At 53.3% G+C, this 21,520-nt stretch carries 22 protein-coding genes and 1 other RNA gene; 14 read left to right on the top strand and 9 right to left on the bottom strand.

Features of this window, described 5'->3' with window-relative positions:
* The first annotated feature begins 21 nt into the window (after positions 1 to 21).
* Both MRY16398_RS03250 and MRY16398_RS30510 read left to right on the top strand, forming a co-directional pair.
* A complete protein-coding gene (locus MRY16398_RS03250) occupies positions 22 to 723 on the top strand; it encodes a pirin family protein (protein ID WP_125123826.1) in 702 nt (233 codons plus the stop codon).
* A gap of 26 nt (positions 724 to 749) precedes the next feature.
* Positions 750 to 917: a hypothetical protein gene (locus MRY16398_RS30510; protein ID WP_165157949.1), complete on the top strand. Its 168-nt coding sequence runs from the start codon at positions 750 to 752 to the stop codon at positions 915 to 917.
* A 52-nt stretch (positions 918 to 969) separates the two neighbouring features.
* On the opposite strand, the gene MRY16398_RS03245 is transcribed toward MRY16398_RS30510, so the two are convergent.
* The 6 genes from MRY16398_RS03245 to MRY16398_RS03220 all read right to left on the bottom strand — a co-directional run bounded on the left by MRY16398_RS03245 (position 970) and on the right by MRY16398_RS03220 (position 6,374).
* The gene (locus MRY16398_RS03245) at positions 970 to 1,380 is read right to left on the bottom strand and encodes a YybH family protein (protein WP_039077511.1); all 411 of its coding nucleotides are present in this window, start codon (positions 1,378 to 1,380) and stop codon (positions 970 to 972) included.
* Positions 1,381 to 1,623: 243 nt separating this feature from the next.
* Positions 1,624 to 2,005, bottom strand: an RNA gene (gene rnpB, locus MRY16398_RS03240) — RNase P RNA component class A.
* 32 nt (positions 2,006 to 2,037) lie between these two features.
* Complete coding sequence (gene garK, locus MRY16398_RS03235) at positions 2,038 to 3,183, bottom strand: glycerate 2-kinase (protein ID WP_039077510.1); 1,146 nt, start codon at positions 3,181 to 3,183, stop codon at positions 2,038 to 2,040.
* Between the two features lie 129 nt (positions 3,184 to 3,312).
* A complete protein-coding gene (gene garR, locus MRY16398_RS03230) occupies positions 3,313 to 4,203 on the bottom strand; it encodes a 2-hydroxy-3-oxopropionate reductase (RefSeq protein WP_039077509.1) in 891 nt (296 codons plus the stop codon).
* Positions 4,204 to 4,238: 35 nt separating this feature from the next.
* Positions 4,239 to 5,009 (bottom strand): 2-dehydro-3-deoxyglucarate aldolase, encoded by a 771-nt coding sequence (gene garL / locus MRY16398_RS03225; protein ID WP_039077508.1) that lies wholly within the window; start codon positions 5,007 to 5,009, stop codon positions 4,239 to 4,241.
* A gap of 30 nt (positions 5,010 to 5,039) precedes the next feature.
* Complete coding sequence (locus tag MRY16398_RS03220) at positions 5,040 to 6,374, bottom strand: MFS transporter (protein WP_071194457.1); 1,335 nt, start codon at positions 6,372 to 6,374, stop codon at positions 5,040 to 5,042.
* Positions 6,375 to 6,796: 422 nt separating this feature from the next.
* Between MRY16398_RS03220 and garD the strand changes: the two genes are divergently transcribed.
* The 8 genes from garD to MRY16398_RS03180 all read left to right on the top strand — a co-directional run bounded on the left by garD (position 6,797) and on the right by MRY16398_RS03180 (position 14,882).
* The gene (gene garD / locus MRY16398_RS03215) at positions 6,797 to 8,368 is read left to right on the top strand and encodes a galactarate dehydratase (RefSeq protein WP_125123825.1); all 1,572 of its coding nucleotides are present in this window, start codon (positions 6,797 to 6,799) and stop codon (positions 8,366 to 8,368) included.
* A 190-nt stretch (positions 8,369 to 8,558) separates the two neighbouring features.
* A complete protein-coding gene (locus tag MRY16398_RS03210) occupies positions 8,559 to 9,413 on the top strand; it encodes a tagatose bisphosphate family class II aldolase (protein ID WP_125123824.1) in 855 nt (284 codons plus the stop codon).
* A gap of 50 nt (positions 9,414 to 9,463) precedes the next feature.
* Positions 9,464 to 10,735 carry a tagatose-bisphosphate aldolase subunit GatZ gene (gene gatZ / locus MRY16398_RS03205; protein WP_125123823.1) on the top strand — a complete coding sequence of 424 codons (1,272 nt, stop codon included), beginning with the start codon at positions 9,464 to 9,466 and terminating at the stop codon, positions 10,733 to 10,735.
* 14 nt (positions 10,736 to 10,749) lie between these two features.
* The gene (gene gatA / locus MRY16398_RS03200; RefSeq protein WP_039077503.1) at positions 10,750 to 11,217 is read left to right on the top strand and encodes a PTS galactitol transporter subunit IIA; all 468 of its coding nucleotides are present in this window, start codon (positions 10,750 to 10,752) and stop codon (positions 11,215 to 11,217) included.
* A 26-nt stretch (positions 11,218 to 11,243) separates the two neighbouring features.
* Positions 11,244 to 11,528, top strand: a complete 285-nt coding sequence (gatB, locus tag MRY16398_RS03195) for a PTS galactitol transporter subunit IIB (protein WP_039077502.1) — start codon at positions 11,244 to 11,246, stop codon at positions 11,526 to 11,528.
* A gap of 4 nt (positions 11,529 to 11,532) precedes the next feature.
* Positions 11,533 to 12,909 carry a galactitol-specific PTS transporter subunit IIC gene (locus MRY16398_RS03190; protein WP_107223811.1) on the top strand — a complete coding sequence of 459 codons (1,377 nt, stop codon included), beginning with the start codon at positions 11,533 to 11,535 and terminating at the stop codon, positions 12,907 to 12,909.
* Between the two features lie 45 nt (positions 12,910 to 12,954).
* Entirely contained in the window at positions 12,955 to 13,998 is a 1,044-nt protein-coding gene (gatD, locus tag MRY16398_RS03185) for a galactitol-1-phosphate 5-dehydrogenase (protein ID WP_125123822.1), read from the top strand.
* A 110-nt stretch (positions 13,999 to 14,108) separates the two neighbouring features.
* Positions 14,109 to 14,882, top strand: coding sequence for a DeoR/GlpR family DNA-binding transcription regulator (locus MRY16398_RS03180; RefSeq protein WP_039077499.1), 774 nt, complete (start codon positions 14,109 to 14,111; stop codon positions 14,880 to 14,882).
* A 128-nt stretch (positions 14,883 to 15,010) separates the two neighbouring features.
* Here the strand turns inward: MRY16398_RS03180 and rsmI are convergent, their stop codons facing one another.
* Entirely contained in the window at positions 15,011 to 15,877 is an 867-nt protein-coding gene (gene rsmI, locus MRY16398_RS03175; protein WP_039077498.1) for a 16S rRNA (cytidine(1402)-2'-O)-methyltransferase, read from the bottom strand.
* A 62-nt stretch (positions 15,878 to 15,939) separates the two neighbouring features.
* Between rsmI and MRY16398_RS03170 the strand changes: the two genes are divergently transcribed.
* The 4 genes from MRY16398_RS03170 to dolP are packed head-to-tail and all read left to right on the top strand — an operon-like array spanning position 15,940 to position 19,609.
* On the top strand, positions 15,940 to 18,057 hold the full coding sequence (locus MRY16398_RS03170) for a penicillin-binding protein activator (protein WP_125123821.1): 2,118 nt from the start codon (positions 15,940 to 15,942) through the stop codon (positions 18,055 to 18,057).
* Positions 18,015 to 18,410, top strand: coding sequence for a YraN family protein (locus MRY16398_RS03165; protein WP_039077496.1), 396 nt, complete (start codon positions 18,015 to 18,017; stop codon positions 18,408 to 18,410). Before MRY16398_RS03170 ends, MRY16398_RS03165 begins: the two co-directional genes overlap by 43 nt.
* Positions 18,411 to 18,433: 23 nt before the next feature.
* Positions 18,434 to 19,024: a DnaA initiator-associating protein DiaA gene (gene diaA, locus MRY16398_RS03160; RefSeq protein WP_039077495.1), complete on the top strand. Its 591-nt coding sequence runs from the start codon at positions 18,434 to 18,436 to the stop codon at positions 19,022 to 19,024.
* Between the two features lie 9 nt (positions 19,025 to 19,033).
* A complete protein-coding gene (gene dolP, locus MRY16398_RS03155; RefSeq protein WP_125123820.1) occupies positions 19,034 to 19,609 on the top strand; it encodes a division/outer membrane stress-associated lipid-binding lipoprotein in 576 nt (191 codons plus the stop codon).
* Positions 19,610 to 19,656: 47 nt separating this feature from the next.
* On the opposite strand, the gene MRY16398_RS03150 is transcribed toward dolP, so the two are convergent.
* Both MRY16398_RS03150 and MRY16398_RS03145 read right to left on the bottom strand, forming a co-directional pair.
* Positions 19,657 to 20,694: a permease gene (locus MRY16398_RS03150; protein ID WP_071194453.1), complete on the bottom strand. Its 1,038-nt coding sequence runs from the start codon at positions 20,692 to 20,694 to the stop codon at positions 19,657 to 19,659.
* Positions 20,695 to 20,768: 74 nt separating this feature from the next.
* Positions 20,769 to 21,407 carry an NAD(P)H-binding protein gene (locus MRY16398_RS03145; protein WP_125123819.1) on the bottom strand — a complete coding sequence of 213 codons (639 nt, stop codon included), beginning with the start codon at positions 21,405 to 21,407 and terminating at the stop codon, positions 20,769 to 20,771.
* Positions 21,408 to 21,520 lie beyond the last annotated feature (113 nt).

Genomic DNA, 21,520 nt, shown 5'->3' with positions numbered 1-21,520 from the left:
TGTAAAGAGAGGTCAAGAATTATGATTACTACCAGAACAGCCAAACAATGTGGACAAGCGGACTTCGGCTGGCTGCAGGCCCGCTACACCTTTTCCTTTGGACATTACTTTGACCCGAAACTTTTGGGCTACGCCTCCCTGCGCGTACTGAACCAGGAAGTACTGGCACCCGGTGCCTCATTCCAGCCGCGTACCTACCCGAAAGTCGATATTCTGAACCTGATTCTTGAAGGCGAAGCCGAGTATCGCGACAGCGAAGGTAACCATATTCAGGCGAAAACGGGCGAAGCGTTGCTCATTGCGACTCAGCCGGGCATTAGCTATAGCGAACATAATCTGAGCAAAGACAAGCCGCTGACGCGTATGCAGTTGTGGCTGGATGCCTGCCCGGAACGGGAAAATCCGACGGTGCAGAAAGTGATGATTGCCGATCAGGCTCGCCAGTTGCTGGCATCCCCAGACGGAAGCCAGGACAGCCTGCAATTACGCCAGCAGGTCTGGTTGCACCATATCGAGCTGGAAAAAGGTGAGGAGCTGACGTTTCAACTGCATGGGCCTCGCGCCTATTTGCAGTCGATCCACGGTACAATACACGCCGTCATGCCGTGCGAATCGCGGGAAGCGCTCACCTGTGGTGACGGTGCGTTTATTCGTGATGAGGCTAACATAACGTTAGTCGCCGATACGCCGTTGCGCGCTTTACTGATAGATTTACCCGTGTAAGCGCAAGAGTTTTACGGAGTACCAAGGTGAAAAAAAAGAGTGTTCAAAACAGAACGTCAAAACCCATTTCTACAGAGCAAACGACACCGGAAGCATCGCCGCAATCTTTTGATTACGACGATATGTTGACCGAACTGGAAGCTATCGTCGCCGATGCAGAGCAGCGGCTGGCGCAAGAAGACGAAGCAGCGTAACAGAAGCCCTGGTTTAAAAACCGGGGCTTTTTTTGTGAGGTTTGCGGAAAAATTAGCCTGACGGCAACGCGCTATCCAGCAAATCGGTGCCGTAAGAATTATCGATAGTGCATAACCAGCCCTGCGAAGCAGTGTGGCGAAAAACATATGTCGCACGACGGATTGTCTTAACAGTGCCGCCTTTGCCGTCCGGGTAACGCAGCAGGGTTTCCATGATGACCAGCGCGTTATCGGCGCCTTCAATGACCTGCATCTCCCCTTGTTCTACCACCAGATTCCCCTGGAAATAGTCAGCGATGGCCATAAAAGCGTTGCGAATATTGTCTTTTCCTTTGGCAATCATTCCCGGCTTTATGACCAGCGCGGCATCGTCCGCGTAAAACGTCATCAGGGTATCGTAATCTTTTGCTGATATCGCCTTGTCGCAGGCTTCGATGATTTTCCGTATTGGGTGTGAGCTCATGTCAGATGCGTCCTGTGAGTATGTTCCGGTACTCAGTAGAGCATTGTCAGCGGAAAATGTAACGGCGAGACGCGGATAGCTACCGGAAATAGGAGTATGGCGAGACCGTCGTCCCGGTAAACGCAGCGCCACCGGGGAATGTTCAGGCTTCCCCTCGCCCCACTGGAGCCAGAGGGAAGATCGTGCAGAAATTTGAAACCACAAAAAAGCAAAAACCCGCCGAAGCGGGTTTTTACCTGAAAAGATCGAAACTGACCGATAAGCCGGGTTCTGTCGTGGACAGTCATTCATCTAGGCCAGCAATCGCTCACTGGCTCAAGCAGCCTACCCGGGTTCAGTACGGGCCGTACCTTATGAACCCCTATTTGGCCTTGCTCCGGGTGGAGTTTACCGTGCCGCGAACTGTTACCAGCCGCGCGGTGCGCTCTTACCGCACCCTTTCACCCTTACCTGATCCCACTTGCGCGGGCCATCGGCGGTTTGCTCTCTGTTGCACTGGTCGTAGGCTGTTACACCCCCCAGGCGTTACCTGGCACCCTGCCCTATGGAGCCCGGACTTTCCTCCCCTTCGCCTGTCTCCCCCGAAGGAGGACAACGACGAAGCGGCGACTGTCTGGTCAGCTTCGGCGCGCAGTATAGAGGGTTTGCGAGCCGATGTCACCCCTCAGCAGACATGCCAACCTGTAAGGTGGCCGCAATGTTGCGGGATGCATGATAAATATTGTCAAACGCACCACGGAACGCCTCTTCCAGCGTACCAATGCTGGTCAGAACGCTGAATACCGCGTCAATACCATACTGATGCACAATGCCAACATCACGCGTCAGGCTTCCGGCAATACCGATAACTGGCTTGTGGTATTTTTTTGCCACGTTCGCCACGCCCACCGGCACTTTACCGTGGATACTCTGGCTGTCGATACGGCCTTCGCCGGTGACCACCAGGGTACAATCATGAATATGTTCTTCCAGATTCAAGGCCTGGGTTACGATTTCGATACCGCTACGCAGCTCCGCGCCGAGGAATGCCATCAACGCGGCGCCCATCCCACCCGCCGCACCGGCTCCCGGCACATTTTTCACATCAATATGCAGCGATTTTTTAATCACATCGGCGTAATGGGCAAGATTACGGTCCAGCTCAACGATCAGCGCTTCCGTCGCGCCTTTTTGTGGCCCAAAGATACGCGATGCGCCTTTTTCGCCGGTCAGCGGGTTTGTCACATCACAGGCAACACGAATGGTGCAGCCTTCAAGACGCGGATCGAGCCCGGAAACATCAATAGCATTCAGGCTTATCAGGCTACCGCCGCCGTTGCCGATGTCGGTACCATTGGCATCACACAGCTTCGCGCCAAGCGCCTGTACCATACCCGCTCCGCCGTCGTTCGTTGCGCTACCGCCGATGCCGATAATAATGTTTTTCGCCCCATGATCCAGCGCGTGCAAAATAAGTTCCCCGGTGCCGCGTGAAGTGGTGATCAGAGGGTTTCGTAATTCAGGGGGCACAAGTGCCAGACCGCTGGCGGCGGCCATTTCTATAAAGGCTGTTTTACCGTCGCCGGACATCCCCCAACGCGCATCCACATTTTCACCTAAAGGGCCGGTGACGCATGCGCTGTGCACAGAACCTTTTGTCGCGGCAATCATGGCTTCAACCGTTCCCTCACCGCCATCTGCGACCGGAACTGAAACGTATTGAGCATTCGGGAAAATTTCCCGAAATCCTTTTTCTATCGCCTGCGCTACTTCGGTAGCAGAAAGGCTTTCTTTATAAGAGTCTGGGGCGATTACGATTTTCATAGTTGATTAGCCTGACATTGCCGCGCAAGGCATTCATTTCACCTCACAGGCCATTCACGTCACCGCGATTTTCGACCTGCAAGGCGTTGATGCTTAAGAAATTCAGGGTGCGCTCCCGCACCCTTCTTATTAGCGAGAGATTTCTACTTTCGCCAGTTTTTCGTAGTAGCACGCGAGAGCGCTGTGGTCGTCGCTACCGTGACCATCAGCACGCAATGCCTGCATCATTTCCATGACTGCGGCAGTCAGCGGCAATTGCGCACCTACACCATGAGAGGTATCGAGTGCATTGGAGAGATCTTTGATATGCAGGTCGATACGGAAACCCGGTTTAAAGTTGCGGTTGAGTACCATCGGTGCTTTTGCTTCCAGCACGGTGCTGCCAGCCAGACCGCCGCGGATTGCCTGGAATACCAGCTCAGGATTCACACCCGCTTTCGTTGCCAGAGACAGCGCTTCAGACATTGCAGCAATGTTCAGCGCTACGATGACCTGGTTAGCCAGTTTGGTCACGTTACCCGCGCCAATATCGCCGGTATGAACAACGGAACCGGCCATGGCTTTCAGCAGATCGTAGTATTTGTCGAACAGCGCTTTGTCACCGCCAACCATTACGGACAGGGTACCGTCGATCGCTTTCGGTTCACCGCCGCTTACCGGCGCGTCCAGCATCTCGATGCCTTTTGCTTTCAGACCTTCGCTGATTTCACGGCTGGCCAGCGGAGCGATGGAGCTCATATCGATCAGAACAGTACCTGGTTTAGCGCCTTCAATGATGCCGCCTTCGCCCAGCGCAACTTCTTTTACGTGCGGGGAGTTTGGCAGCATGGTGATGATCACATCACACTGCTCTGCGATGGCTTTAGCGCTGCTTGCGGCTTCTGCGCCAGCGGCGATCAGTTCTGCGACCACATCGCTATTGCGGTCGGAGACCACCAGTGAGTAACCTGCTTTAATGAGGTTTTTACTCATTGGTTTACCCATGATGCCCAGGCCAATGAAACCAACTTTCATCGTCATAATTGCGTCTCTCTCTTTATTCAGTGGTGGTTTGGTTATTTTTTAAAGGCATCAGCCAGTTTCTGCGTACCCGCACGGAACACCCCCAGGTCGCTGCCAACAGCAACGATGGTCGCACCCCATTCCAGATAGCGGCGGGCATCTGCCTCAACAGGCGCCAGGATACCGCTCGGTTTACCATGTGCTTTTGCACGCGCAAAAATATGCTGGATGGTGCGCTGTACTTCCGGGTGCGCAGCATTGCCGATATAACCCAGGGTTGCCGCCAGGTCGCTCGGACCGACGAATACACCGTCAACGCCGTCGGTTTTGAGGATAGCGTCGAGGTTATCCACGCCTTCCTGGCTTTCGATCTGCACGATGATGGTGATGTTTTTGTTCGACTGCGCGAAGTAATCCGGTACGGTGCCAAACATATTGGCGCGGTGAGACACGGACACGCCGCGGATACCTTCAGGCGGATAACGGGTTGCCGCCACGGCGTTTGCTGCTTCTTCTGCCGTTTCAACAAACGGGACGAGGAAGTTGTAGAAACCAATATCCAGCAGACGCTTGATCACAACCGGATCGTTCGTCGGAATACGTACCACCGGTGCGCTGACGCTGCCTTTCAGCGCCATCAACTGCGGTACAAAAGAGAGCACGTCATTCGGGGCGTGTTCACCGTCCAACAGCAGCCAGTCAAACCCTGCCAGGCCCAGAACCTCAGTGCTGATATGACTACCCAGCGCCGACCAACAACCGATCTGAACCTGATTTGCCGCCAGCGCAGCTTTAAATTTGTTCGGGAAGATATCGTTACTCATCTTTTGCACCTTAATTTTTTAAGCCGTTGCTTACTTTTTCAATTCCATACGTTTGATGTCGCCTACCACAAACAGGTAGCACACCATCATCATCAGGGCCGAGCATCCGACAAAAATCAGCGCCCCGTTGAACGAATGCAACTCTTTGACCATGTACCCAATTACCAGCGGGGTCACAATCGATGCCACATTACCGAACACGTTAAACACGCCGCCGCACAGACCGACAATTTCTTTCGGTGCGATATCGGAGATAACCGGCCAGCCCAACGCGCCGAAACCTTTACCGAAGAATGCCAGTGCCATCAACGCGATAACCAGCACAGTGTTGTCGGTGTAGTTACACAGAATGATGCTGGAAGCCAACAACATCCCGACTACGATGGGGAATTTACGCGCCATGGTCAAAGTACAACCACGTTTAATCAGGTAGTCAGAGAACAGACCGCCCAGCACACCGCCCCCAAAACCACACAGGGCCGGAATGGACGCGACAAAACCCACTTTCAAAATTGACATGCCTTTATCCTGCACCAGGTAAATCGGGAACCAGGTCAGGAAAAACCATGTGATCGTGTTCAGGAAGTACTGACCGAAGAACACGCCGAGCATCATACGGCTGGATAACAGTTGCTTGATGTAATCCAGTTTCGGGCCAGATTGCTTATCGCTGTCGGTTTTTTTGTGGTCCATATCAACCACCGCGCCGTTAGCAGAAATGTAATCCAGCTCTTCGCGAGTCATACGTGGATGGTCAGTTGGGTTATGAATGTATTTAACCCAGGCCGCCGTCAGCACAAAACCAATCACGCCCATCACGGTGAAAACATGTTCCCAGCCCCACGCGAAGGTCAGCCAACCCAGCAGCGGAGAGAACAGTGCGAGTGAAAAATACTGCGCCGCGTTAAAAATCGCCGAAGCGGTACCGCGCTCTTTTGCCGGGAACCAGGCCGCCACAATACGGGCGTTTGCCGGGAAAGAAGGCGCTTCCGAGAAGCCCAGCATAAAGCGCATGATAAACATCGAGACCCCGGCCCATGCGAGCGGGAATACGTCGACAAAGCCTTGCAAGAAGGTAAAGAGCGACCAGAAGAACAGGCTCCAGGTGTACACTTTTTTCGAGCCATAGCGGTCAAGTAACCAGCCACCTGGGATCTGCATCAGCAGATACGCCCAGCCAAACGCAGAAAAAATGTAACCCATCGATACCGAGTCAAGATGCAACTCTTTCGCGACATCGGTCCCCGCAATAGAGAGCGTGGCGCGGTCCGCATAGTTAACTGCTGTAACAATAAATATAATGAGCAGAATTAAATAGCGAGTTGGTATTCCCCTTTTTACCTCAACTGAACTTTGCACAGACATATGGTTTCCCCTGGTGCAGCTTAATTTAAAGATATAATTTTCTTGATATGTAATTTACCCGATATATAAAAAGAAACTCACGAAAAGTAATATCAGGTAATAGCATGTTTGTATTTTATTACCGCACAGTATAATCACCGCCAGCCAGCCACGCACTGGTGGTTTGCTCAATTTTAATATGAACCATTAAGATTATTTTGAGCATATGCACACATAGCTGGGCGCTGATGCACAGATCTGGTAATTCACATCCTTACAGGACGGGTAATCACGAAAATAAGTGATTTAGATCACATTTTAATATTGAGACTCCTGACATTCTTATTTCATCAAACGAGGTTTTAACTTCTGATAATTACAGAATATCCTCCCTTTCTTTTTTTGAGTAATGCATCGTATCGTTAGCTGGAGATTACTTGATAATGGCCGACATTGAAATTAGACAGCAGTCGCCTACGGCGTTTTATATTAAAGTACACGACACCGATAATGTCGCTATCATCGTTAATGACAATGGATTAAAAGCGGGTATCCGTTTTTCGGATGGTCTCGAATTAATCGAACATATCCCGCAAGGTCATAAAGTTGCGCTGGTAGATATTCCTCATCATGGGGAAATTATCCGTTACGGTGAAGTTATCGGTTATGCGGTGCGTGATATTGCACGCGGAAGCTGGATTGACGAATCCACCGTTGAATTACCGAAAGCGCCGCCGTTGAACACACTGCCACTGGCGACTAAAGTGCCCGAGCCGTTGCCGCCGCTGGAGGGTTACACCTTCGAAGGCTATCGCAACGCCGATGGCAGCGTCGGTACCAAGAATCTCCTTGGCATCACCACCAGCGTGCATTGTGTGGCGGGTGTGGTCGACTATGTGGTGAAAATTATTGAACGCGACCTGCTGCCGAAATATCCGAATGTGGATGGCGTGGTCGGTCTGAACCATCTGTACGGTTGTGGCGTGGCGATTAACGCACCGGCAGCCGTTGTGCCCATCCGCACTATTCACAACATCGCGCTGAACCCGAACTTTGGCGGTGAAGTGATGGTCATCGGCCTGGGCTGTGAAAAACTGCAGCCTGAACGCCTGCTTAAGGGTACAGAAGATGTGAAAGCGATTCCGGTAGACGATGCCAGTATTGTCCGTCTGCAGGATGAACATCATGTCGGTTTCAAATCCATGGTTGACGATATTTTGCAGGTTGCGGTTCGTCATCTGGAAAAACTCAACCAGCGCCAGCGCGAAACCTGTCCGGCTTCTGAACTGGTTGTCGGCATGCAGTGTGGTGGTAGTGATGCCTTCTCCGGCGTGACCGCAAACCCGGCTGTCGGTTACGCCTCTGACCTGCTTATACGTTGCGGTGGCACGGTCATGTTCTCCGAAGTGACCGAAGTGCGTGATGCTATCCATCTGCTTACGCCGCGTGCAATCAATGAAGAAGTGGGCAAACGCCTGTTGGAAGAGATGGCCTGGTACGATAACTACCTGGACATGGGGCAAACTGACCGTAGCGCTAACCCGTCGCCGGGTAACAAGAAAGGCGGTCTGGCAAACGTGGTGGAAAAAGCGCTGGGCTCGATCGCGAAATCAGGTAAGAGCGCCATCTCCGAAGTGCTTTCTCCGGGACAGCGTCCGACCAAACGTGGTCTGATTTACGCGGCAACGCCGGCCAGTGACTTTGTCTGCGGCACGCAGCAGGTTGCGTCGGGTATCACCGTGCAGGTCTTTACCACTGGTCGTGGTACGCCGTACGGTCTGATGGCGGTGCCGGTTATCAAGATGGCAACCCGCACTGAACTGGCCAATCGTTGGTATGACCTGATGGATATCAACGCAGGGACTATCGCAACGGGCGAAGAGACTATCGAGGAGGTGGGCTGGAAGCTGTTCCACTTTATCCTTGATGTCGCAAGCGGTCGTAAGAAAACCTTTTCTGATCAATGGGGCCTGCACAACCAACTGGCTGTCTTTAACCCGGCTCCGGTGACTTGATTCATCAATAAACCTCATCGTTTAGCATGGCTTCGGCCATGCTTTTTTTTTTGCTTTTTTGCCGCCCTTAACTTTCGAAAACCTCCTTTCGCTTTCGTATCTTTCATTTTTCTGACTTAACTCACAAAAAAACGTTACGAAACCCTATATCTTCTTTCGAAGAAAATAAACGAAAGGTTTCGGAGGCAGGATGTACATCATTTCGACGAAAGCGATGCTTAACAAAGCGCAGCAAGAAGGCTACGCCGTCCCGGCATTCAATATCCACAATCTTGAAACGTTACAGGTAGTAGTAGAGACCGCCGCAGAGCTGCGTTCTCCCCTGATTGTTGCGGGCACGCCGGGTACATTCAGTTATGCCGGAACAGGCAACATCGTCGCCATCGCTGGCGATCTGGCAAAAACCTTTAATCAACCACTGGCCATACATCTCGATCATCATGAACAACTTGCTGATATAGAAAGCAAAGTCCTCAGCGGCGTGCGTTCCGTTATGATCGACGGCTCCCATCATCCTTTCGCCACAAATATTGAGCTGGTGAAAAAAGTCACTGATTACTGCCACCGCTATGACGTCAGTGTTGAAGCGGAACTGGGCCGTCTGGGTGGACAAGAGGACGATCTGGTCGTGGAGGGTAAGGACGCCCTTTATACCAACCCCGAACAAGCATTTGAATTCGTACGTCAGACGGGAATCGACTCGCTGGCTGTTGCTATCGGAACCGCTCATGGCCTGTATGCCGCTGAACCCAAACTCGATTTTGACCGCCTTGAAGAGATTTGCCAGCGCGTAAATATACCGTTGGTGCTGCACGGCGCCTCAGGTTTGTCTGCCGATGATATCCGCCGGGCCATTAGCCTTGGCATTTGTAAGGTCAACGTCGCGACAGAGCTGAAAATCGCCTTCTCGGGCGCGCTCAAGTCATATCTGGCTTCACATCCGGACGCCAGCGATCCGCGGCATTACATGGTGCCAGCAAAGGTTGCCATGAAAGAGGTGGTACGGAAAGTTATCGCCGACTGCGGCTGCGAAGGAAAATTGTGAAAGCAGTTAACTAATTATTGAAAGAATTCAGAAATAACCCGGAGGATATAGTGAAAGATATTATTGCCCGCCATAAGGCAGGGGAGCACCTCGGCATCTGCTCAGTCTGTTCAGCGCACCCGATGGTTATAGAAGCTGCGCTTCGCTTTGATGCTCATAGCGTTAACAAAGTGCTGATTGAAGCGACATCGAACCAGGTGAATCAGTTTGGCGGCTATACCGGGATGAGACCGGCAGATTTTCGGGATTTTGTTTTTACTATTGCAAAAGAGGTGGGGTTCCCACTGGAGCGGTTAATTTTAGGCGGCGATCATCTCGGGCCCAACTGTTGGCAGAACGAAACCGCAGAAACGGCAATGGAAAAATCCGTCGACCTTATTAAGGCCTATGTCACTGCAGGTTTCACGAAGATCCATCTTGATGCGTCAATGTCCTGCGCAGACGATCCCGTTCCTTTGGATCCGAAGGTCGTCGCCGAGCGTGCCGCACGTTTGTGCAAGGCCGCAGAAGAAACTGCCAGCGATGAGCTGAAAAAATCGCTGACCTATGTGATTGGGACCGAAGTCCCGGTTCCTGGCGGCGAAGCAAGCAGCATTGATACGGTTCACGTGACCCGAGTAGAAGATGCCGCCAGCACGCTTGAAACCCACCGGGCTGCCTTCCATGCGCTTGGGCTGGATGAAGCGATGAGCCGCGTTATCGGCATTGTCGTGCAACCGGGCGTCGAGTTTGATCACACCCAGATTATTCACTATCAACCTCACGAAGCCGAAGCTCTCTCCGCCTGGATTCGCCAGACACCAATGGTGTACGAAGCTCATTCGACAGACTATCAGTCCCGCCAGGCTTACCGTGCGCTGGTACGCGATCACTTTGCCATCCTGAAAGTTGGCCCTGCCCTCACCTTCGCCCTGCGCGAAGCCATTTTTGCTCTGGCGCAAATGGAAAACGAGCTGGTTATCCCGGAAAACCGCAGTCGTGTGCTGGAGGTGATTGACGAGGTGATGCTCAACGAGCCGGGCTACTGGAAAAAGTATTATCACCCGACATGGAGCCAGGCGATGGTGGACATCCATTTCAGCCTGTCTGATCGCATTCGCTACTATTGGCCACATCCACGCATCCGCCAGGGCGTAGAGAAACTTATCGCCAACCTGAGTGCCATCCCGCTACCGCTGGGGCTAATCAGCCAGTACTTGCCCGTTCAGTTTGAACGTCTATTGCATAACGAGATCGTCGCGACGCCGCAAAATCTTATCAATGACAAAATACAGGATGTATTACGCGCCTACCGTTATGGATGCGCCGAAGAAGCAGCCTGATTTCTGGAGAATGTATGAGTCAACTATTTGTCCGAACCGGAATTGAATTTAGCTCGTGTCAGCAGGCGTTGGCACACATAGGTGAAGAGATGCTGGCGAAAGGCGTCGTGCATGATTCTTATCCTGCGGCATTGCTGGAACGTGAAGCGATTTACCCGACAGGGATCGCCCTTGAACGCCATGCCGTTGCAATCCCGCACTGCGAGGCGACTCATGCAAAGTCAGCGGCAATTTATCTTATTCGACCGGATAAACCAGTGAATTTTCAACAGGCTGATGATGACGGCGACATTGCAGTTTCGCTGATCATCGCACTGATTGTTGAGAACCCTGCGGCACAGCTTAAGCTCCTGCGCCGCCTTTTTAGTGAGCTACAAAACCCGAATGCGCTTGAGGCGTTGATGACGACGCCTTCCGATCGCCTGGCAACGCTTTTTCGGGAAACGATCCTTGAGCCTGAGAATTGCGAACAGGCTTCATAAGATACTGATAATAAAAGGAGTACCCTATGAAACGTAAAATCATCGTCGCCTGCGGCGGCGCGGTCGCCACCTCCACAATGGCGGCAGAAGAGATCAAAGAACTCTGCGAAGCGAATAACATCAGCGTCGAACTGGTGCAGTGCAGAGTTAATGAGATTGAAACCTATATGGATGGCGTCGATCTTATCTGCACAACGGCAAAAGTGGATCGTACCTTCGGCGATATTCCGGTGGTACACGGCATGCCGTTCATTTCTGGTGTCGGCATTGAGGCACTCCAGCAAAAAATCCTGACCATTCTTGTGGGGTGAAGCCATGTTTAGCGAAATCATGCGCTATATCCTCGACCTGGGCCCCACCGTCATGCTGCCGGTGGTGATCATCATCTTCTCAAAATTATTGGGGATGAAGCTCGGGGACTGCTTTAAATCCGGTCTGCATATCGGGATTGGTTTTGTTGGCATCGGGCTGGTTATTGGCCTGATGCTGGATTCTATTGGTCCGGCGGCAAAAGCCATGGCAGAACAGTTTCAAATAAATCTGCATGTCATTGATGTCGGCTGGCCTGGCTCATCCCCAATGACCTGGGCCTCGCAGATTGCGCTTATTGCTATTCCTGTCGCGATTGCCGTGAACGTACTGATGCTAGTCACCAGGATGACCCGCGTGGTGAACGTTGATATCTGGAATATCTGGCATATGACTTTTACCGGCGCGATGCTGCATATCGCAACGGGTTCCTACTGGATCGGGATTTTGGGTGTCGTCGTGCATGCCGCCTTCGTCTATAAACTGGGGGACTGGTTTGCGAAGGATACCCGCGATTTCTTCGGCCTTGAGGGTATCGCCATCCCACACGGCAGCTCAGCTTATCTCGGCCCGATTGCCGTGCTGGTCGACACTATCATTGAGAAAATCCCCGGACTCAACCGCGTTCACTTTAGCGCGGATGATATCCAGAAACGCTTTGGTCCGTTTGGTGAACCGGTAACCGTCGGCTTTGTTATGGGTATTGTTATCGGCCTGCTGGCAGGCTATGACGCTAAAGGCGTACTGCAACTGGCCGTCAAAACAGCCGCCGTTATGCTGCTGATGCCACGTGTCATTAAGCCCATCATGGACGGTCTGACGCCGATTGCAAAACATGCCCGTAAACGTCTGCAGGCTAAATTTGGTAGCCAGGAGTTCCTGATCGGTCTCGATCCGGCACTGCTGCTGGGCCATACATCGGTTGTCTCTGCCAGCTTGATCTTTATTCCGCTGACGATCCTCATCGCAGTGCTGGTGCCGGGCAATCAGGTGTTGCCGTTCGGTGACCTGGCAACGATCGGTTTCTTTGTGGCGATGGCGGTTGCCGTGCATCAGGGGAATCTGTTCCGCACGCTGATTTCCGGGACAATTATCATGGGCATCACCCTGTGGATTGCCACCCAAACTATTGGCTTCCATACACAGCTTGCTGCGAATGCAGGCGCGCTGAAAGCCGGAGGGATGGTTGCCTCAATGGACCAGGGCGGTTCTCCAATAACCTGGCTGCTTATTCAGCTCCTCACCTGGCAGAACATCGTCGGCTTCACCGTCATTGGCGTGATTTATCTCGCCGGCGTACTGCTCACCTGGCGCAGAGCGCGCAACTTCGCAGCCGCGGAAAAGGCCGCCGCCGCGATACAACAAACGCACGTCACATCTTGATATTCAGGGGAGCCACCGCTCCCCTTTTCATTCCTGGAGAGAGTTATGAAATCAGTGGTTATTCACGCTGAGGGGAACATCTGCGTTGAAGAACGTCCTGAACCTCAGTTAAAGCATGACGATGACGTCAAAGTCAGAGTAGTCAGTTCCGGGTTATGCGGTTCTGATATCCCGCGGATTTTCGCAAAAGGAGCCCATTTTTACCCTATTACCCTGGGGCATGAATTCAGCGGCTATATCCAAGAAATGGGGAAAAGCGTTACCGACCTCGCAACGGGCGACGCGGTAGCCTGCGTGCCACTCCTTCCCTGCTTTGACTGCCCGGAATGCCGCAAGCAGTACTTTTCTTTGTGCAAACGCTACCAGTTTGTCGGGTCACGGAGCGACGGCGGCAATGCGGAGTACGTTGTGGTCAGACGGGCAAATCTGATTCGTCTGCCAGAAGAAATGGCCATTGAGGATGGCGCTTTTATCGAACCTATCACCGTCGGTCTGCACGCGTTTCATCTGGCGGGCGGGTGTGCCGATAAAAACGTGGTAATTGTCGGTGCCGGGACGATTGGTCTGCTGGCCATGCAGTGCGCACTGGCGCTGGGGGCGAAAAGCGTAACGGCAATTGACATCAACCCGGACAAATTAGCGCTGGCAAAAAGCCTCGGGGCGACGCACGCCTTTAATAGCCGCGAACTGAGCGCCGCGCAAATTCTCGAAAATCTGACCGACAACCGCTTTGACCAGCTTATTCTGGAGACCGCAGGCGCTCCACAAACCGTTTCACTGGCCATTGAGATTGCCGGTCCACGTGCCCAACTGGCACTGGTCGGCACGCTGCATAATGACCTGACGCTGACCGCAACCGTCTTCGGACAAATTCTGCGTAAGGAGCTAACAATTCTGGGGAGTTGGATGAACTACTCAGGCCCGTGGCCGGGGGAAGAGTGGGTGACCGCCACCCGCCTGCTCACGGAAAAACGCCTTACACTGGAACCCCTTATTGCCCATCGAGGTGGACCAGAGAGCTATGCCCAGGCCGTTCAGGCATTAAACGGCGCGCCAATGCAGGGAAAAATCCTACTGAAGCTGGATTAAATGCAGGAGCCAGCAACCTGAGCTGGCTCACATTTACTTTCGAAAGTTAGCGTTCAACTTTCACAATCCTTCGATTACACTATCCAGAGTTAATTCTCAGGCAAATCAACATGAACTCATTTGAACGAAGGAACAAAATCGTCGATCTGGTTAACGCCCAGGGAAGCGTACTGGTTATCGATCTTTCGAATACCTTTGGTATTTCAGAGGTGACGATCCGCGCAGACCTGCGTTTACTGGAAGAAAAAGGTCTGGTTACCCGTTTTCATGGCGGTGCCGCTAAACCAGGCACGCATATGATGGAAAGCGACAATCAGGAAGTGACGCTGGAAGACCGCTATAAACTTGCCAGCGATCCGAAAAAGCGTATCGCCCAGGCGGCAACCGGCATGATTGCAGAAGGGATGACCGTTATTCTGGATAGCGGAAGTACCACAATGCTCATCGCCGAAGCGCTGGCGAAAAAATCCAACATCACCGTCATCACCAATAGCCTTCCTGCTGCGTTTACCCTCTCTGACAACAAAGACATCACGCTGGTGGTCTGCGGCGGCACCGTGCGCCATAAAACGCATTCAATGCACGGCACCATCGCTGAGCGCTCTTTGCAGGGCATCAGCGCTGACCTGATGTTTGTGGGGGCGGATGGCATTGACACCACTAATGGCATCACCACGTTCAACGAAGGCTATTCGATTAGCGGCGTGATGGCGGCTGCGGCACATAAAGTGGTGGCGGTACTGGACGCCAGCAAGTTCAATCGCCGCGGGTTTAATCAGGTATTACCGATGGACAAAATCGACTGCGTGATTACCGATGAGGGCATCAGCGAGAAGGACAAAGTAGCACTGAACAAGATGGGTAAAGACGTGATGATTGTTTAACGCGTCCACTGCGATGACCGTAACGAAAACAGCCATGGTATGAATAATATGGCTGTTTTGGTCGAAAGCCCGGTGTTCGTAAACAGGAAATCGCCTGGATATAACCCTGTTATGCCCAGGCAGAAAGCTTACGCGTCGCCCTGCTGTTCCAGCGCGTATTTATAGAGCGCATTTTTCTTCACGCCGTGGATTTCCGCAGCCAGTGCAGCGGCTTTTTTCAGAGGTAGCTCAGCCTGTAACAGGGCCAGCGTACGCAGCGCATCGGCAGGTAAGGCATCTTCCTGCGCCTTATGGCCTTCGACGATCAGCACCATCTCACCTTTGCGACGGTTTTCGTCCTCTTTCACCCATGCCAGCAATTCCCCTACCGGTGCGCCATAAATCGACTCCCAGGTTTTGGTCAGCTCGCGGGCCAGCACTACGTAACGTGCTTCACCCAGCACGGCAACGATGTCCTCCAGGCTTTCCAGCAGGCGATGCGTTGACTCATAAAAAATCAGCGTGCGCGGTTCTGTCTCCAGCGATTTTAAGGTGTCGCGACGCCCTTTCGATTTGGCGGGCAGAAACCCCTCGTAACAAAAACGATCGGACGGTAACCCCGCCGCACTTAATGCTGCTATTGCAGCACAGGGCCCCGGCAGTGGAACGACCCGGATGCCCGCTTCACGGCAGGTGCGTACAAGATGGTAGCCAGGGTCGTTAATCAGCGGTGTGCCGGCATCGGAGACCAGCGCGATGTTTTGCCCTTCTTTTAGCTTCGCCACCAGCGTGTCGGCCTTTTGTTGCTCATTATGGTCGTGCAGGGCAAACAGACGGGCGTTAATGGCGAAATGTGAAAGCAGCAGTCCGGTGTGGCGCGTGTCCTCAGCAGCGATAAGATCGACATCCTGCAATACGGTGAGCGCACGCTGGGTAATATCACCCAAATTGCCGATGGGCGTAGGGACAATGTAGAGCTGGCCCTGATAATTGTCCGCAGATTCGTGTTGTTTCATTGTTCTATCCGTATTGCCGATTTAATATTGAGCATTGCGTAAAAAATATCACTGGATACAGTATGCTACCGTCAACATTTCTACGTTCGAAAGCCATGCGCTGCCTGCCTGTCGTGCTGGCCGCTCTGCTGTTCGCAGGCTGCGGCACACACCCGGTCGATCAAAGCACCGGGCACCTGGAGGGCAAGGCTGAGGCTGATTCGGGTTTTTATCTGCACCAGATGCAGCAAAGCTCAGATGATAGCAAGACCAACTGGCAATTACTCGCCATTCGTGCACTGCTGAAAGAAGGCAGGACCCAGCAGGCCAGTGAATTGTTGGGCCAATTACCTCAAGAGTTGAATGACGAGCAGCGCGCTGAGCAAACCTTGCTGAGTGCTGAGCTCAAACTCACGCAACAAGACTACGCCGGTGCGCAGGCACTGCTGAGCAAGGTCGATCTGAAAGGGTTTAGTCAGAATCAGCAAGCCCGTTACTGGCAGGATGTGATCACCGCAAGCCAGAACAAACCGTCGCCGACACTGCTGCGTGCCCTTATCGCACAGCAACCGCTGCTGACTGCGGCACCGGACAAACAAAAGAATATTGATGCGACCTGGCAGACGCTCTCTTCCCTGACGCCCGATCAGGCCAACGCCATTCAGGTGAGTCAGGACGAAACGGTGCTGCAAGGATGGCTGGATTTACAACGCGTATGGTCCAATAACCGCAACGATCCGAACATGCTAAAAGCGGGTATTGCGGACTGGCAGAAACGCTTCCCGCAAAATCCTGGCGCGGTTCTGTTACCGAGCCAACTGGCGAATGTACAAAATTTCCGTCCGGCATCGGTCAATCAAATCGCGTTGCTGCTGCCGTTAAATGGCCAGGCAGCCGTCTTTAGCCGCGCGATCCAGCAGGGTTTTGAAGCGGCGAAAAACGGCACCACTACTGTTTCTGGTCCGGCCGTGCCTGTTCAGGTAGCCCAGGCCGCGACAATGGCGACCACAGCAGACGTTGTCAGCCCCGCACAAACCAATGTCAGCGACCTGACCACGCCGCAGTCCGCGCCTGCGGCTAGCGCGCCGGTACAGGCTCCGGCAGACCAGACGCAACAAACGTCACCTGCTGAGCAAACCACACAGGCTCCTGCTGAACAAACCGATCCGGCCGCCCCGGCAGGACAACCGGTGAATACTCCTGCCGTTGCCAGCACCCCGGCCAATCCGACCGCCGTGCTGAAAGTCTATGACACCAGTTCACAGCCGCTTGACCAGGTGTTGAGCCAGGTACAGAAAGATGGTGCGAGCATTGTTGTTGGGCCATTGCTGAAAAATCACGTCGAAGAGCTAATGCGTAGCCAGACACCGCTGAACGTGCTGGCGTTAAACCAGCCAGAGAAAGTCGAAAACCGCCCGAATATTTGTTACTTCGCCCTCTCCCCGGAAGATGAAGCCCGCGATGCGGCACGCCACATTCACCAGCAAGGCCGTCATACACCGCTGCTGCTGTTGCCGCGTAGCTCACTTGGCGATCGCGTCGCCAGCGCTTTCGCCCAGGAGTGGCAAAAACTGGGCGGCGGTATCGTGCTGCAGCAAAAATTCGGCTCGACGGCAGAATTACGCATGGGTATTAACAGCGGTTCCGGTATTGCAATGACGGGTAGCCCTGTCACGGCCAGTCTGCCGCAGCAGCAGGGCGTAACCATTGGCGGGTTGAATATTCCGGCTCCGCCAACTGAAGCGCAGATCACCGGTGGCGGCAATATTGATTCTGTCTATATCGTCGCGACACAGGATGAAATCGCCCTTATCAAGCCGATGATTGCGATGCGTACCGGTAGCCAGAGCGGCATTGTTCTGTATGCCAGCTCCCGTAGCGCTCAGGGCGGTTCAGGCCCGGACTTCCGTCTGGAGATGGAAGGGTTGCAGTTTAGCGAAATACCGATGCTCGCTGGTAGCAACCCGGCACTGATGCAACAGGCGTTGATGCATACCAATAATGACTACTCCCTGGCGCGCCTGTATGCGATGGGCGCGGATGCCTGGACGCTGGCGAACCACTTCTCGCAAATGCGTCAGGTGCCAGGGTTTGAAATTAACGGTAACACGGGCGATTTGACCGCCACTCAGGAATGCGTGATTAACAGGAAGTTGTCATGGCTCAAATACCAGCAGGGGCAAATCGTCCCCGCCAGTTGACCCGTAAGCAGACCGGTGATGCGTGGGAGTTACAGGCGCGTCACTGGCTTGAGCGCAAGGGAATGCGCTTTCTTGCCGCTAACGTGCGCGAGCGCGGCGGTGAGATAGACTTGATTATGCAGGACAAGTCGACAACGGTGTTTGTGGAAGTGCGCTATCGCAAGTCGTCACTTTTCGGCGGCGCCGCGGCCAGTGTCACCGCCAGCAAGCAACGTAAATTACTGCATGCCGCCCGTTTGTGGCTGGCCCGGCACAATGGGAGTTTTGATACTGTGGATTGCCGGTTCGATGTGGTAGCCTTCACCGAAAATGAAGTTGAGTGGATACAAAACGCCTTTAACGACCGCTCATAATGACTGAATGATAGGGATCACCCGTGCTCGATAGAATTAAAGTTTGCTTTACAGAAAGCATTCAAACCCAGATTGCGGCGGCAGAAGCGCTGCCAGACGCAATTTCACGCGCGGCCATGACCATGGTCCATTCCCTGCTTAACGGCAACAAAATCCTCTGTTGTGGCAATGGAACTTCCGCCGCCAATGCACAGCATTTTGCTGCCAGTATGATTAATCGTTTTGAAACGGAACGCCCAAGTTTACCTGCCATTGCACTTAATACCGATAATGTGGTCTTAACGGCAATCGCAAACGATCGTCTGCATGACGAAATTTATGCCAAGCAGGTTCGGGCACTCGGACACGCAGGCGACATATTGCTGGCGATTTCCACGCGTGGAAACAGCCGCGATATTGTTAAAGCCGTTGAAGCCGCAGTAACGCGCGACATGAGTATCGTGGCGCTTACGGGGTATGACGGTGGTGAACTGGCCGGATTGTTGGGGCCGCAGGATGTCGAGATACGTATTCCTTCCCACCGCAGCGCACGCATACAGGAAATGCATATGCTGACGGTAAATTGTTTATGCGATCTGATAGATAACACGCTTTTCCCTCACCAGGATGATTAAGGAGTACATATGAAGGCATTTACGCCCCTCGCAGTCCTTATTTCCGCACTGCTGCTACAAGGCTGTGTAGGCGCAGTGGTGGTCGGTTCAGCAGCTGTCGGTACCAAAGCGGCAACCGATCCACGTACGGTTGGCACTCAGGTGGATGACGGTACTCTTGAACTTCGCGTTAACAGCGCGCTGTCTAAAGACGAACAGATTAAAAAACAGGCTCGCATAAACGTCACGGCGTATCAGGGAAAAGTCCTGCTGGTGGGTCAGGCGCCAACCATCGATCTCTCGTCACGTGCTAAGCAAATCGCCATGGGCGTAGACGGTGCAACAGAGGTCTACAACGAAATTCGCCAGGGCCAGCCAATTGGTATGGGAACGGCCGCCAGCGATACCTGGATCACCTCAAAAGTGCGTACGCAACTGCTCAGTAGCGACCAGGTGAAATCGTCCAATGTGAAAGTCACCACTGAGAATGGCGAAGTGTTCTTGCTGGGCCTGGTGACCGATCGTGAAGGCAGAGCCGCAGCGGATATCGCCAGCCGCGTCAGCGGTGTGAAACATGTCACCACCGCGTTTACAATGATTAAATAGCGTTGACTCTTCTCCCCGGCGGGCATAGCACCACCGGGGAGAATCAGTTAAAACAATGCCAGCGTTCCGGTAATCACCCCGCCTAATGCCACCAGCCCCCCTGTTAGCCACAGTGCTTTGGCCGGAAAGGATTTGCGCAGCATAATCAGCGACGGCAGGCTGACCGCAGGCAGCGTCATCAGTAGCGCCATTGCCGGGGCTGTCCCCATCCCCGCCAGCATCATTGTCTGGACAATCGGAATCTCCGCCGCCGTTGGGATCACGAACAGACAACCGGCTATCGCCATCGCAATCACCCACATCAGGGAATTATCAATTGCACCATCGGCATGCGGGAACAGCCAGACACGGGCGGCGCCCAGTACCAGCACGGCAAGGATATAAACCGGGATTGTGCTCCAGAACAGAACCCACAGCGCCTTTCCCCAGCGGGCAAAAAAGTGCCCTTCCGGTTCCGGCAACGAAAGATCGACCGGTGCCGTCTGCTGGATATCATCCTTGACCAGATACTGCACCAGTGTCGCCACGCCAATAACCATCACTAACCCGGCAATCAGTCGCATAGCGACAAAATGCCAGCCCAGCACAAAACCCATAAAAACCAGGGTTGCCGGGTTAAGTAGCGGGTTGCCCATCCAGAATGCCAGCGCGCCGCCCATCGAGACCTGCTGACGACGCATTCCCGCCGCAACGGGCGCTGCACAGCAGGAGCACATCATGCCCGGCAGGGAAAACAGCGTGCCAAAGAGTGTCCCGCTCAGTCGCTTTTGCCCAAGAGTACGAATCAGCCAGTTTCGCGGAATAAGCACCTGAATTAACGAACCCAGCAACACCCCCAGCACCGCCGCTTTCCAGACGGCAAGAAAATAGACCATGGCATAGTCAAGAGCCGCCTGGAATGGGCTGGCATCGGCCTGAGCGAGAATAGATTTACCAATACTGTGAGTTTCAGCGGCGGTGAAGGCTTTTCCGTAATAGGGCTGCCACTTCACATACCAGAGACCCACGATCACGACGAGAAAAAAGAGAGCGGGTTTCCACCATTGCACCGGTGTCGCCGCCCGAGATGAAGACTGACCAGTCATACCATTCTCCGGGGGATAAATGCAGAAATAATTACCCGGCGAATAGTACTCCTGGGCTATTTATTTGAAAATGATTAATCACTTGCCATCGCGCGCAGTCGGGCAGATGAGAGGATCTCCACACGTTGCGAAAAAGGAGAAAAGGCCGCTTTCAACATCGCGCTGGCCACATCCTGTGCAGCAATCGATTTCAAGTTCCCCGGCATGATGCGAAACAACGGGGCAAACAGTGACTCGTTAACACGATGCTTTTCACGGTTCCCCAGTAGCATCGACGGGCGCGCAATGGTCAAACGCTCCCACTCTTGCTCCATCAGCGCATTTTCCATCTCGCCTTTCACCCGATTATAGAAAAACGGCGAACGTGCATTAGCGCCCAGCGCACTCACCACCAGCATGTGCCGTGCCCCCAGGCGTAGCCCTGTTAACGCCGTGTCGACTACCAGTGTGTAATCGGCATGTATAAAGGCCTCTTTGCTACCCGCTTCACGTCGTGTCGTTCCCAGGCAGCAAAAAACAGTATCAACGGGCTCCGTCACCATGGCGAGTGCATCGGTTAACTGGGGATCATGAGGATTGAACACACCAGAGATCGGTTCTAATGGCCGACGCGTGGGGGCTGCAATGGCATCAACGCGAGCATCATTCGCCAGCATCCGCAGTAAAATTCCGCCAACCAACCCGGTTGCGCCCGTTATCAATACCCGACTCATATCCTCTCCTTTTGCAGAATAGTCTGCCTTGCAATGTCATCGCCCTGAACCAGGCTTAATAATCCTGATAGTCATTATTGTTGAAAATGACCAGCCTGAGCTGAATAACGGAG

This window comes from Phytobacter sp. MRY16-398, from assembly GCF_003925915.1.
Classification (GTDB): domain Bacteria; phylum Pseudomonadota; class Gammaproteobacteria; order Enterobacterales; family Enterobacteriaceae; genus Phytobacter; species Phytobacter diazotrophicus.
Note: the sequence above shows the minus strand (reverse complement) of the source record. Positions and strands in the feature narration are given on the sequence as shown.

Bases quoted from the DNA above. Each gene is read 5' to 3' on its own strand.
- gatA (WP_039077503.1), top strand. From the start codon at position 10,750: ATGAGTCAACTATTTGTCCGAACCGGAATTGAATTTAGCTCGTGTCAG.
- garD (WP_125123825.1), top strand. From the start codon at position 6,797: ATGGCCGACATTGAAATTAGACAGCAGTCGCCTACGGCGTTTTATATT.
- MRY16398_RS03190 (WP_107223811.1), top strand. From the start codon at position 11,533: ATGTTTAGCGAAATCATGCGCTATATCCTCGACCTGGGCCCCACCGTC.
- MRY16398_RS03220 (WP_071194457.1), bottom strand. From the start codon at position 6,374: ATGTCTGTGCAAAGTTCAGTTGAGGTAAAAAGGGGAATACCAACTCGC.
- MRY16398_RS03165 (WP_039077496.1), top strand. From the start codon at position 18,015: ATGGCTCAAATACCAGCAGGGGCAAATCGTCCCCGCCAGTTGACCCGT.
- gatD (WP_125123822.1), top strand. From the start codon at position 12,955: ATGAAATCAGTGGTTATTCACGCTGAGGGGAACATCTGCGTTGAAGAA.
- rsmI (WP_039077498.1), bottom strand. From the start codon at position 15,877: ATGAAACAACACGAATCTGCGGACAATTATCAGGGCCAGCTCTACATT.
- MRY16398_RS03245 (WP_039077511.1), bottom strand. From the start codon at position 1,380: ATGAGCTCACACCCAATACGGAAAATCATCGAAGCCTGCGACAAGGCG.
- gatB (WP_039077502.1), top strand. From the start codon at position 11,244: ATGAAACGTAAAATCATCGTCGCCTGCGGCGGCGCGGTCGCCACCTCC.
- garL (WP_039077508.1), bottom strand. From the start codon at position 5,009: ATGAGTAACGATATCTTCCCGAACAAATTTAAAGCTGCGCTGGCGGCA.
- MRY16398_RS03145 (WP_125123819.1), bottom strand. From the start codon at position 21,407: ATGAGTCGGGTATTGATAACGGGCGCAACCGGGTTGGTTGGCGGAATT.
- MRY16398_RS03150 (WP_071194453.1), bottom strand. From the start codon at position 20,694: ATGACTGGTCAGTCTTCATCTCGGGCGGCGACACCGGTGCAATGGTGG.
- garR (WP_039077509.1), bottom strand. From the start codon at position 4,203: ATGACGATGAAAGTTGGTTTCATTGGCCTGGGCATCATGGGTAAACCA.
- MRY16398_RS03180 (WP_039077499.1), top strand. From the start codon at position 14,109: ATGAACTCATTTGAACGAAGGAACAAAATCGTCGATCTGGTTAACGCC.
- MRY16398_RS03250 (WP_125123826.1), top strand. From the start codon at position 22: ATGATTACTACCAGAACAGCCAAACAATGTGGACAAGCGGACTTCGGC.
- MRY16398_RS03170 (WP_125123821.1), top strand. From the start codon at position 15,940: ATGCTACCGTCAACATTTCTACGTTCGAAAGCCATGCGCTGCCTGCCT.
- MRY16398_RS03210 (WP_125123824.1), top strand. From the start codon at position 8,559: ATGTACATCATTTCGACGAAAGCGATGCTTAACAAAGCGCAGCAAGAA.
- dolP (WP_125123820.1), top strand. From the start codon at position 19,034: ATGAAGGCATTTACGCCCCTCGCAGTCCTTATTTCCGCACTGCTGCTA.
- garK (WP_039077510.1), bottom strand. From the start codon at position 3,183: ATGAAAATCGTAATCGCCCCAGACTCTTATAAAGAAAGCCTTTCTGCT.